Origin of the sequence: Corallococcus sp. AB049A (genome assembly GCF_003668885.1) — a bacterium.
Taxonomy (GTDB): Bacteria; Myxococcota; Myxococcia; order Myxococcales; family Myxococcaceae; genus Corallococcus; species Corallococcus interemptor.
In genome coordinates this window covers 1-11,673 of the sequence record NZ_RAWL01000277.1, presented here as the reverse complement: position 1 = coordinate 11,673, position 11,673 = coordinate 1, and the positions used below count along the sequence as shown (strand labels likewise).

The following is an 11,673-nucleotide window of genomic DNA, read 5'->3' as shown; positions in this document are numbered from 1 at the left end:
GCGCTCGTCCCCGGCAAGAGCCAGCCGGTGGTGACCTTCGTCCCCGAGCCCTCCGAGCCCGCCCCGGTGCTGGGCCCGGACGTGGCGGCCTGAGTCCGCAACCCCTTGTGCCCAGGCAGGCAGGGGGTGGATCGCGACGCGGGCTACTGGACCGCCTAAGTGGCCTACACGGCTGAGGGTTTACGTTGACGCCCCCCGCGAACGGTCCTTATAAAGCCGCGGTTTCCTCTGTCGTAGATCGAGGCCCCCCTTGAGCATTTTCGCGTTGGACCGGGTCGCCGCCCAGTTCCCCGAGGCGGTCGCGGAGCGCTATGTCGACCGCGCTGGTGGAGCCTGGGCCGTCATTCATGCCGAGTGGCTGCCGAAGGTCGCCACCTTCCTGAAGATGGACCCCGAGCTGGACTTCAAGCTGTTCGGCTCCGCGGACGCCGTGGATCGCCTGCACCTGGCGGAGAGTGATCCGCGCTTCGAGGTCGTCTACTTCCTCTATTCGCTCAAGCGGAAGGAGCACGTGCGCCTGAAGGTGCGCGTGACCGAGACCCGCCCGGAGCTGCCCTCCCTCACGCCGCTGTACCGCGGCGCCAACTGGTGGGAGCGGCTGGTGTTCGACTTCTACGGGATCCGCTTCACGGACCACCCGGACCTGCGCCGCATCCTCCTGTACGAGGAGTTCCAGGGCCACCCCCTGCGCAAGGACTACGCGCTGCGCGACCGCCAGCCGCTGATCCCCGAGCGCCCCATCAAGGACATCTTCCGCGGCCCCGGCACCAGCGGCATCGCCTGATCGAGACCTCACCATGGCCGACAGCCACAACACCGACGCGCAGAAGCCTCACAACCCCGACACCGATGGGTTCGCCCACGAGGAGTCGGAGCTGGAGTCGCACTTCCAGACGAAGAACATGGTCATCAACATGGGCCCCTCCCACCCGGCCACGCACGGCACCGTGCGGCTGAAGGTGGAGCTCGAGGGTGAGACCATCGTCAAGGTCGACCCGGAGATCGGCTTCCTCCACCGCGGCTTCCAGAAGAGCTGCGAGAACGTCACCTGGACGCAGTGCCTGCCGTACACGGACCGGCTCAACTACCTGTCCGCGATGATGAACAACTTCGGGTTCCTCAACGCCGTGGAGAAGCTCATCGGCCTGGAGATCCCGGAGCGCGCCCAGTACATCCGCGTCATCGGCAGTGAGCTGCACCGGCTCACCGACCACCTGACGTGCGTGGGCGCCACCGGCCTGGAGATGGGCGGCTTCGCGCCGTTCCTCTACGGCATGGAGGCCCGCGAGCTCATCCAGGACCGCGTCACGGAGCTCACCGGCGCGCGCCTCACCACCAGCTTCGGCCGCGTGGGTGGCATGAACCGCGACCTGCCGGAAGGCTGGTCGGAGAAGGTCAAGAAGACGCTGGACCGCACCGAGGAGCTGCTCGCGGAGATGGACGGGCTGCTCACGCGCAACCGCATCTTCGTGGACCGCACCAAGGGCACCGGCGTCATCAGCGCCGAGGACGCCATCGACTACGGGTGGACGGGCCCCGCGCTGCGCGCCTGCGGCGTGGACCACGACCTGCGCCGGGTGCAGCCGTACTGGGTCTACGACCGCTTCGACTTCGAGGTCGTGGTGGGCCAGCACGGCGACAACTACGACCGCTACCTCGTGCGCCTGGAGGAGATGCGGCAGTCCATCAAGATCATCCGCCAGGCCCTCGACACCATCCCCGCGGGCCCCATCATCGTGGACGACTGGCGCATCGCGCTGCCGCCCAAGCCCGAGGTGTACGGCACCATCGAAGGCGTGATGGCCCACTTCAAGCTGGTGATGGAGGGCATCCAGGTTCCGCCCGGTGAAATCTACGACGCGACGGAAGCGTCCAACGGCGAGCTGGGCTGGTACCTGGTGAGCGACGGCCGCGGCCGTCCGTACAAGGTCCACGTGCGTGCCCCGGGCTTCCCGGTGCTGTCGGCGCTGCCGCACATCATCCAGGGCAAGATGATCGCGGACCTCGTTCCCACCTTTGACACCATCAACATGATCGGCGGCGAGGTCGAGCAGTGAGCGACAACGACACGAAGAAGCCCACCGGTGACGCGCAGACGCCCCCCAAGGGCGCGCCCACCGACACGCCCGCGGCCAAGGTCGGCCCGGAGCCGTCCAACCCGCCCGCCGGCGCGAAGCTGGACTCGCCGCCCGCGGCGCACAGCGGCCCCACCGGCACGCCTCCGCCCAAGCCGGCGGCGCCCGCCGGCGGCCCTCCGCCCAAGCCGCAGCCCAAGAACCCGGGCTTCGTGACGGCGGTCATCGACGGCAAGGAAGTCGTGGTGAAGCCGGGGACCAACATGATCGAGGCGGCCAAGACGGTCGGCTCGGAGATCCCCTACTACTGCTACCACCCGCGCCTCTCCATCGCGGCCAACTGCCGCATCTGCCTCATCGAGGCCTCCAACGCGCCCAAGCTCGTCCCCGCGTGCCAGACGCCCATGGCCGAGGGTCAGGTCATCAAGACCACGACCCCCAAGGTCAAGGAGCAGCAGCGCGCGGTGATGGAGTTCCTGCTGCTGAACCACCCGGTCGACTGCTCCATCTGCGACCAGGCCGGTGAGTGCAAGCTGCAGGACTACTACATGAAGTACGACTACAAGCCCTCGCGGCTGGAGGGCACCAAGGCCCTCAAGCACAAGCGCAAGGTGCTGGGGCCCCGCGTCGTGCTGGACCAGGAGCGCTGCATCATCTGCACGCGCTGCGTCCGCTTCATGAATGAAATCCCGAAGGAGCCGCAGCTGGGCGTCTTCGGCCGTGGCAGCCACGAGCGCATCGACGTCTTCCCGGGCAACGAGCTGGACAGCAACTACTCGCTGAACACCGTGGACGTGTGCCCGGTGGGCGCGCTCTTGTCGCGCGACTTCCGCTTCAAGGCCCGCTCCTGGTTCCTGTCCGCCACGCCGTCCGTCTGCACGGGCTGCTCGCGCGGCTGCAACATCTCCGCGGACTGGATGTCCCAGGACACCTACCGCTACCGCCCGCGTGAGAACGAGGCCATCAACAAGAGCTGGATGTGCGACCAGGGCCGCCTGTCGTACAAGGACCTGAACGTGGGCCGCGTGCTGTCCGCCCGCGTGGGCCGCGGCCTGCAGGCCGCCGGCACGGTGCAGCCGGTCCTCACGCGCAAGGACGCCGTCGCCGGCGCCCTCAAGGCGCTCAAGCCGCTGGCGGGCTCCAAGCAGCTGGCCGTGCTGGCCTCGCCGCTCGCGTCCAACGAGGACCTGCTCGCGGGCCTGACGTTCGCCAAGAAGGTGCTGGGCGTGACGTCCGTGTTCGCCGGTGGCCGGCCGCAGGGCAAGGCGGACCACTACCTGATGACGGCGGACAAGAACCCCAACCGCCAGGGCCTGGCGCTCATCGCCAAGGGCCTGGGGCTGTCACTCAAGGGCTTCGACGAGCTCACCCCCGCCATCAAGGCCGGCCAGGTGAAGGCGCTCTACGCGCTGGGCACGGAGGTCCCCACGGACGCGGCCGCGTTCGCGGAGGTCGCCGCGTCGCTGGAGGTGTTCGTCGCCCAGGCGCAGAACGAGTCCCCCGTGACGGCGCAGGCCACGGTGCTGCTGCCGGCTTCGGCGCACATCGAGGACGAGGGCACGTTCACGCAAGCGGACGGCATCACCCAGCGCTTCCGCAAGGCGTACCCCTCCAAGGGGGACGCGGTGCCGCACTGGAAGTGGGCCACGGAGCTGACGCGCGAGCTGGGCGGCGAGGCCGCCGCGGCGTCCGCGCGTGACGTGTGGCGCGCGCTCTCGGGCCAGGTGTCCGAGTTCGCCGAGTTCAACTGGGACAAGGCCTCTCCGCCGGACCGGGAGAAGCCGGGCATCAATCCGCTGCCGTCGGGAGCCGACGGCCGTCCGCCGGGCTACCGCGAGTTCGGCGCGCCGCGCGTGAGGGGCATCTGACCATGAGCCGCATCCTGAACATGCTGTTCGCCATGGCCTTCATCGTCTTCGCCGTCGCCGGCGGAGTGGCCTCGGCGTATCTGGTGGGCTACCTGGCGGAGGAGTACCTCTTCGAGGGCGCCAGCCGCCTGACGAACATCATCTTCCTGATTCTCGTCTTCGTGATGATCACCGCGACGCTGCTGACGCTCGCGGAGCGCAAGTGGTCCGCGTTCATGCAGGACCGCGTGGGTCCCAACCGCGCGCGCCTGTCCGCCATCCCGGGCCTGGGCAACCGCTCCCTGGGCGGCATCCCGCACATCATCACCGACGTGCTGAAGATGCTGACCAAGGAGGACTTCGTCCCCGGTCAGGCCAACCGCTTCCTGTTCAACCTGGGCCCCATCCTCGCCTTCGCCCCGGTGTTCGCGCTGTTCGCGGTGGTGCCCGCCGGCCCCACGGTGAACGTGTTCGGCAAGACGGTGGACATGGTGGTCGCCACGCCGGACTTCGGCATGCTGTACCTGCTGGCCATCGCGTCGCTCGCCGTCTACGGCACGTCGCTGGCCGGCTGGTCCTCCAACAACAAGTTCGCGCTCTTGGGCGGCGTGCGCGCCTCCGCGCAGATGATCAGCTACGAGGTGGCGCTGGGCCTGTCGCTCGTGGGCCTGTTCCTGGCGTTCTCCTCCGTGCAGCTGCCCGTGCTGGTGGGTGACGTGGGCAACGCGCTCGTGTCCGGCACCGGCCAGGCGAAGTACCTGTGGCGCACGGACGGCGGCTTCGACCTGGGCCTGCCGGCGTGGGGCATCTTCATCCAGCCCCTGGGCTTCATCGCCTTCTTCGTGGCGTCCTTCGCGGAGACCAAGCGCGCCCCGTTCGACGCTCCGGAAGGCGAGTCCGAAATCATCGGCTACTTCGTGGAGTACTCCGGCATGAAGTTCGGCATGTTCATGATCTCCGAGTTCGTGGAGGTCGTGGTGCTGGCCGGCGTGACGACGTCGCTCTTCTTCGGCGGTCACCACCTGCCCTTCGGCGGCGAGTGGCTGGCGGCGCAGCCCTTCTTCCAGGAGCACGGCTGGGTGTACGGCACGCTCTTGGGCACGGTGTTCTGGATCAAGGTCATCCTGCTCATCTGGGTGCAGCTGGTGATCCGCTGGACCTTCCCGCGCTTCCGTTACGATCAGATCCAGAACCTGGGCTGGAAGATCCTCCTGCCCGCGGGCCTGGCCAACGTGTTCATCAGCGGCGCGCTGGTGCTGTGGGATCCGTCCCTCCGCGCGCTGGGCGTGGTGGGCCTCCTGGAGATCGGCTTCGTGGTCGCCCTGACGATGACCGCGGGCACGAAGCCGGCGCACGCGCACGACACCGCGCATGGCCACGGGCACGACGCGCATGGCCACGGACACGATGCGCACGGTCTGCCGGCGCACGCGGACCCCCACTCCCATTCCCCGGCGGGCGCGCACTAGCGCGGTCCGGAAGCGAGACAAGTCACCATGGCGTTCAATGCCTCCCAGGATCCGCGCACGGACCTCCGCGAGCGGATGTACATCCCGGAGCTGCTGCGCGGTCTGGCCATCACGACCAAGCACTTCTTCCGCAACATGTTCGGCACGCGCGACCCCAACCCCCAGGTGGTGGACCGCGCGGGCATGAGCCTGATGACCACGGTGGAGTACCCGGAAGAGAAGCCCATCTATCCGGAGGGCTACCGCGGTCTGCACCGGCTGGTTCCGCGTGACGACGGCAAGCCGCGCTGCGTGGCCTGCTACATGTGCGCGACCATCTGCCCGGCGCAGTGCATCTACATCGAGGCGGGTGAGTACGAGCGCGAGGGCACCGACAGCGAGTCGGCGGTCATCGAGAAGTACCCCACCCAGTTCGTCATCGACGAGCTGCGCTGCATCGTGTGCGGCCTGTGCGTGGAGGCGTGCCCCAAGGACGCCATCCGCATGGACACGTACATGCACACGCCGTCCGAGTACAACCGGCAGAACTTCGTCTACGACATCCCGAAGCTGCTCAAGGGCCCGCCGGTGTCGCACCCGTCCGACCCGTGGAACAAGCGCGACAGCTCCAAGGAGCCGGCCCACGTCCACAAGGAGGCGCACACGCGCATCGGCGAGGGACACGAGGGCCACGACGCCCACGGCCACGCGAAGCAGCTGGGCGCGGGCCACGGCCACGCCAAGGCGGGCGCCGGGCACGCGGTGGTGACGCAGCAGGGTCCCATCCAGGTGACGAAGTTCATCAAGTAGTCCGCTGTTTCGTCCTGCGACGGGCGGGGCTCCACCTCCGCCCTCCGCACGCATCCCGGCCCGCCTCCTTCCCGCCGCTTCCGGGGAAGGGCGGGCCGGAGCCTTTTCCGGGGGCATGTGGTGATGCTGCACCTCTTCAATGCGCATGGTGCCGGCCTGGCACGGGGAGCCCCGCCGTGAAGCGCTACCGGATGTCGGTGTGCAAGGGCTCCAGCTGCCGCGCGGGCGGCTCGGACGCGGTGCACGTGGCCGCGCGTGAGGCGCTGGCAGCCCAGGGCCTGCAGGCGCGCTGCGAGCTGTACCGCGGCGGCTGCTACGGCTTCTGCCACATGGGGCCCAACGTGGTGGTGCGCGAGGACACGGGCCGCAAGCGAGACCCGCTGTCACCGGAGGACTACCAGCTCATGGGGTGGCCCGGAGAGGTGTACTACTCCGACATGACGGCGGAGAAGATGCGCCGCGTGGTGGCCGAGCACATCCAGGACGACGTGCCGGTGCGTGAGCTCTTCGGCCAGCCGGACTCCGGCGACGACGACTGACATGCTTCGCGCCTCCCCTGCCCTGCTGGGGTTGCTGCTGCTCGGCGCGTGTTCGCGGCCCGTGGCTCCGGCGTCCCCGAAGGTGCTCGGGGCGCATGCGGACGCGGACAGCCCCCGCGTCGTGGGCGCGGCGCTCGTGCGGGACGGCGATTCGCGTGAGGAGCTGCTGCGGCGCCATCCCCGCGTCGAACCCGATGCCGCGCTGAAGGCCACCCTGACGGACCTCCTCGCGGACGGCGGGCAGCACCTGCGCTGGAGCGCCGCGCCCGTCGAGGACCTGGCGTGTGACAACGGCGGCGTGCGCTTCCGCATCCAGGTGCGCACGCCGCCCGCGTGCCGGGAGCGCACGTGTCCCGTGCTCGCCTTCTACACGACGGGCTGCCCCCGGCCGGGCTACCACTGGCGCCCGGAGTTCTTCCTGCGCGCGGGCTTCATCTACGCGGAGCCCGCGGTGCGGGGCACCGCCTGCTCGGAGGACTGGGCCCGCGCGGACAACGGCCCCCTGCGCGTGGAGGCGGCCACGGACCTGGAGGCCGCCAGCCGCTGCCTGCGCCAGCGCTTCACCCGTGAGGGCGTGGTCCCCAAGCTGGGCATCCTCGGGTGGAGCTACGGAGGCAACCAGGCGCTGGTGGGCATGACGCGCTTCGCGGGCAGCTACGACGCGGGCTTCGCGCTCGCGGCCAAGACGGACCTGGGCTCGTTCCTCGCGCAGCAGACGCCGGAGGTGCGACGCGCCCGGGCCGACGAGTACGGAGACCCGGTGCGGGACGCGGAGCGGCTTCGCGCCATCTCACCCGTGACGTGGGTGGACCGGGTGAATGCCCCCATCGCCGTGATGCTGGGCGCGAGGGACCCCAAGGTGTCGCTGTCGGACGCGGACGTCTTCGTGCGCAAGCTCCAGGCCCGGGGCCAGGACGCGACGCTGATGATCATCCCCGAGCACGCGCACCTCACGGAGCGCCCGGAGGAGATCGCGTTCGAGCACGCCCACCTCCTCCAGTTCTTCACCTCGCGCTTCGCCCTGCCCCTGCGCGTCGACACGCGACCCTGAACTAGCGGGAGTCCGTGCTGCGCCGGCCCCAGCGGATGACGCCGTCCCAGTCCGCGGGCGGCGGCGTCTGGATGAGGCTCTGGCAACGCTGGACGTAGACGCGGGCCACCGGGTCGCCGTGCTCCACGGTGCAGCGGCGGAACAGCTCCTGCGCCAGGATGAACTCGCGGCCGTAGTAGGCGGTGAGGGCCTTCTCGTAGAGGGCCATGCCCGCCTGCTTCTCCTGGGAGAACTCGCCCCGCCGGCCCAGCAGCTCGTGCACGCGCACGGGCTGGGGCTTGTCGCGCAGGAGCACGCGGTCCACCTCGCGGAAGACGTAGGCGTCGCTGGCGAGCTGCGCGGTGGTCTGCCCCACCAGCACCTGGGTGCCGTACTGCTTGTTGGCCGCCTCCAGCCGCCCGGCCATGCTCACCGCGTCGCCCATGACGGTGTAGTGGGACTTGAGCTCGCTGCCCATGTCGCCCACCAGCAGGTCGCCCGTGTCGATGCCGGCTCTCACCGACAGCCGGTGGCCGAACTGCTTCTCCCAGAGGGGCTGCTTCTGCGCGAGCGCCGCCTGGAGCTTCAGCGCGGCTTCACAGGCCAGGTGCGCGTGGCGGTCCGTGCGCACGGGCGCGCCCCAGAAGGCCATCACCGAGTCGCCCATGTACTTGTCCACCTGCCCCACCGTGGCGCGCACCACGGCGGTCATCTCCGTGAGGAAGGTGTTGAGCAGCGGCACCAGCTGCTCGGGCGGCAGCGCTTCGGACAGGCGCGTGAAGCCCTCGATGTCGCAGAGGTACACGGTCATCTGCCGGCGCTCCGGCTTCATCAGGCTCACGTCGCGCGCCACCAGCCGCGCCACCTCCGGGCTCACGTAGCGGCCCAGCGCGCTGTGGACGAACTCGCGCACGTCCTGTTCGGTGCGGAAGGCGTAGAGCGTCGTCACCAGGAACGCGAGCCCGCCGGACCACAGCGGCCCGGCCACGGCGATCCACAGCTTGTCGTGGACGAAGACGTACCCCGCCGCGCCCACGTAGCCCGCCCCGGCCGCCACGGCCACGCAGACGAAGAGGAACGCGCCGCCCACGGAGCGCAGCAGCCAGCTGCAGGACAGCGCCAGGAACGCGCCAATGAACGCGAGCGCCATGGTGGCGAGCATGTCCACCTTGGGCGGCGCGCGGGTGATGCCGTCCGACGCGAGGATGTTGGCGAGCGCCTGGCCCAGCACGGCGCCGTTGGCGATGCCCGGGCCAATGGGCGTCACCCGCCGCTCCGGGGCGTAGCTGCTGGTGTTGGTGAGGATGACGGCGCGGCCGTCCAGGTCGTGGTCGAAGCGGGCGGGCCGCGCCTCCTGCGAGTCGAAGAGGTTGAGCAGCACGTTCCACGCGCGGATGGAGCGGGCCAGCGGGCCGCGAGCGCCCCGGGTGGCGGACGGGGCCTCCCAGCGCAGGAGCGTGTAGCCGGACGCGTCCATGGGCACGGAGTACTTGTCGCCGATGTAGAGCCGCCCGTCCGCGTACCGCAGCTTCTGCGTGCCCGCGAGCCGCATGGCGGCGGCCAGGGGCAGCGAGGGCAGGATGTAGCGCTCGCCGCCGCGCGGGCTGTACGCGACGAGGTGGGGCACGCCGCGCACCACGCCGTCGGTGTCCGCGGGCAGCGTGGTGGCGCCGTAGCCGCTGGCCGGGCTGAGCAGCGGCGTCACCGGGTGCTGGAGCTGGCGGACCTCCAGCAGCTTCTCCGGATCCAACCCCTGCACCTGCACGGAGGCCAGGGCGAGGAACAGGTCCGACGGGGCGACGCGGAAGGCGTCATCCGCGGCGCGGCGCTCCTGGATGGCCGCGGCGGCGGCGCCCAGCTGGTCGCCCAGGCTGCGGCCCTCGCCCTCGTCCGCGACGCCGGCCCAGACCTCCAGGGCCTTGCCGGCGGGGATGACGAACGCGGGGCGCTGGAGGGCGAGGACGGACTGCGCGCGGGCGCGGGCCTCGGTGATGCCGGGGTAGCTGCCCAGGCGGACCCGGTAGGGCCAAAGGCGGCCGGTGGGGGGCAGCGAGCGGGTGCCCTCGGCGCCCCAGCGGAAGGCGAGCACGGAGTGGCCGGGGTCCTGGTCCAGGAGGGCCCGGAGCGCGTCGTCGTCCTGGGACAGGGCGCCGCGGCCCGAGCGCGTGGGGGTGACGCAGGCGCGGGGGCTGAGCTCCGGGTAGGCGAAGTCCAGCATCACCACGGAGGCGCCCTCCTCCACCAGCCGGTGGACCATGCCGCCCATCACCTGGCGCGGCCACGGGTACGCGGCGATGTCCGCGCGGGGGCCCTGCTGGGCCTCGGCGAGCGTGTCGTCGTCGATGGAGACGAGCACGACGCGGTCGGAGCGCTCGGAGACCTCCCCCAGCTGGCGGATGCGCCAGTCGTAGAAGGCGCGTTCGCCGCCGTCGAGCGCGTGGGAGATGGCGTCGATGAAGCCGGAGGGCGACAGCAGGGGGGCGGGCGTGTCGTCCGGCCGCGAGGGACGGGTGACGCGCTGGGAGACGAGCAGGCCCAGCAGGCAGCCGAAGAGGGCCGCCATGACGAGCGAGAAGCCGAGCCGGTGGAGGAAGCGGCGGCCGGAAGAGTGGATGCGGAGGCGTTGCACGAGCGGCGTGCAGGATACCTCGACAGGGCCTCGCGCCCACCTGCAACACGCGGGGTATGGTTGGCCGCCATCACCCGTGCCCCGTTCAAGAGAGTGCCCATGAAACGCCTGTTGCTGTCCGCCCTGGCCACCGTGTCCCTGCTGTCGCCGCTCGCCTGTGACCTGGAGAAGACGACGAACCAGCTCACGGCGGACCACGTGATGGTGGGCACGCTGCTCGCCACGCCGCAGGTGGACGTGTCCGCGTCCGCGATGGCGGGGTACGACGCGGGGACCTTCGGAGGGCCGGACGGCGGGGACGTGGTGAGCTTCCCCGGGCAGACGGCGGCCTTCGTCTTCTTCGGGACGAAGAAGGGGGAGAACGCGCAGCCGGAGGGGCTGAGCGGGGCCACCGTGACGTTGCGCGCCGGGAGCGCGGCGGGCGTGCCGCTCAACGGCCAGGGTGGCGGCAGCTACGGCGTGACGAGCGACTCCACGGACGACCTGAAGTACACGTCCGGCGCGACGTATTCGTTCTTCGCGGAGCAGAACGGGACGAAGTACGAGGCGCGCGTGGAGGACTCGCCGACGAAGGAGGCCATCCCGGCGTTCCACCCGGCGGAGGGCTTCGTGCGCATCAACGCGAACACGGAGTTCGGCTTCGACCGGCCGGCGCCTCCGGCGAACCAGGACCGCACGCTGGGCTTCGTGACGGTGGTTCCGCTGGGTGCGAACGGAGAGAAGGGCCAGGCCACCTATTCGAACGTGCCGACGTCGCCGGTGGAGTTCCTGCAGCTGGCGGCGACGCCCGCGACGTTCCGGTCCGCGCGCGTGACGATTCCGGGCACGGCGTTCCCGAACCCGAAGCAGACCTACCTGATCATCTTCCAGGCCGTGCGCATGGGAGGCCCGGAGTCCGACAACCTCTTCCTGGGCAGCGTCGTCCTGGCGGGCACGGCGGAAGTGGGCATCGTGCGGACGAACTGAGTGGGCTTTAGCCGGCCTCGATGTCGAGGCCGATGCGCTCCTCCAGCTTGAGGCGCAGGATGTGGCCCGCGAAGCGTTCCGACTCTTCGCGGGAGAGGATGCTGCGGAAGGCCGGACCGTCCGCGATCTCCACCTCCATCACGGCGCCTCGCTGGAGGAGGCGGAAGAAGTCCTCCCCTCCCCCGGGCCTGGGCACGCGCAGGGGGATGAAACCCTTGAGCGGGACGACGTCCGTGCTGGCGTCGATGACGCGCAGCAGGCCGGGGGCGTCCGGGCGGATGGCGTCGGAGGTGACGGACTCCTCGGCGTAGAGGGGCGCGGGTGGGAGG

Annotated in this window: 9 protein-coding genes and 1 pseudogene; 8 read left to right on the top strand and 2 right to left on the bottom strand. The window is 70.4% G+C overall.

Annotated features, from left to right (window positions below; genetic code table 11):
• The first annotated feature begins 265 nt into the window (after positions 1–265).
• From D7X55_RS26085 to D7X55_RS26055, 7 genes are all read left to right on the top strand, one after another.
• Positions 266–784 carry an NADH-quinone oxidoreductase subunit C gene (locus D7X55_RS26085; RefSeq protein ID WP_120549976.1) on the top strand — a complete coding sequence of 173 codons (519 nt, stop codon included), beginning with the start codon at positions 266–268 and terminating at the stop codon, positions 782–784.
• Positions 785–797: 13 nt separating this feature from the next.
• Positions 798–2,057 carry an NADH dehydrogenase (quinone) subunit D gene (gene nuoD, locus D7X55_RS26080; protein ID WP_120549975.1) on the top strand — a complete coding sequence of 420 codons (1,260 nt, stop codon included), beginning with the start codon at positions 798–800 and terminating at the stop codon, positions 2,055–2,057.
• Positions 2,054–3,943, top strand: a complete 1,890-nt coding sequence (locus D7X55_RS26075) for a 2Fe-2S iron-sulfur cluster-binding protein (RefSeq protein ID WP_120549974.1) — start codon at positions 2,054–2,056, stop codon at positions 3,941–3,943. The genes nuoD and D7X55_RS26075 overlap by 4 nt, the downstream gene beginning before the upstream one ends.
• A gap of 2 nt (positions 3,944–3,945) precedes the next feature.
• Positions 3,946–5,391 carry a complex I subunit 1 family protein gene (locus D7X55_RS26070; RefSeq protein WP_121724492.1) on the top strand — a complete coding sequence of 482 codons (1,446 nt, stop codon included), beginning with the start codon at positions 3,946–3,948 and terminating at the stop codon, positions 5,389–5,391.
• 27 nt (positions 5,392–5,418) lie between these two features.
• Entirely contained in the window at positions 5,419–6,180 is a 762-nt protein-coding gene (locus D7X55_RS26065; protein WP_121724491.1) for an NADH-quinone oxidoreductase subunit I, read from the top strand.
• A gap of 176 nt (positions 6,181–6,356) precedes the next feature.
• Complete coding sequence (locus D7X55_RS26060; RefSeq protein WP_121724490.1) at positions 6,357–6,719, top strand: ferredoxin; 363 nt, start codon at positions 6,357–6,359, stop codon at positions 6,717–6,719.
• Position 6,720: 1 nt separating this feature from the next.
• On the top strand, positions 6,721–7,770 hold the full coding sequence (locus tag D7X55_RS26055; RefSeq protein ID WP_121724489.1) for a S9 family peptidase: 1,050 nt from the start codon (positions 6,721–6,723) through the stop codon (positions 7,768–7,770).
• Between the two features lies 1 nt (position 7,771).
• Here D7X55_RS26055 and D7X55_RS26050 read toward each other — a convergent pair whose 3' ends face one another.
• Positions 7,772–10,378, bottom strand: coding sequence for an adenylate/guanylate cyclase domain-containing protein (locus tag D7X55_RS26050; protein ID WP_306437746.1), 2,607 nt, complete (start codon positions 10,376–10,378; stop codon positions 7,772–7,774).
• Positions 10,379–10,477: 99 nt separating this feature from the next.
• Between D7X55_RS26050 and D7X55_RS26045 the strand changes: the two genes are divergently transcribed.
• Positions 10,478–11,344 (top strand): hypothetical protein, encoded by an 867-nt coding sequence (locus D7X55_RS26045; RefSeq protein ID WP_121724488.1) that lies wholly within the window; start codon positions 10,478–10,480, stop codon positions 11,342–11,344.
• A gap of 7 nt (positions 11,345–11,351) precedes the next feature.
• Here the strand turns inward: D7X55_RS26045 and D7X55_RS26040 are convergent.
• Positions 11,352–11,673 (bottom strand): annotated as a pseudogene (locus D7X55_RS26040) (hypothetical protein); the annotation flags it as partial.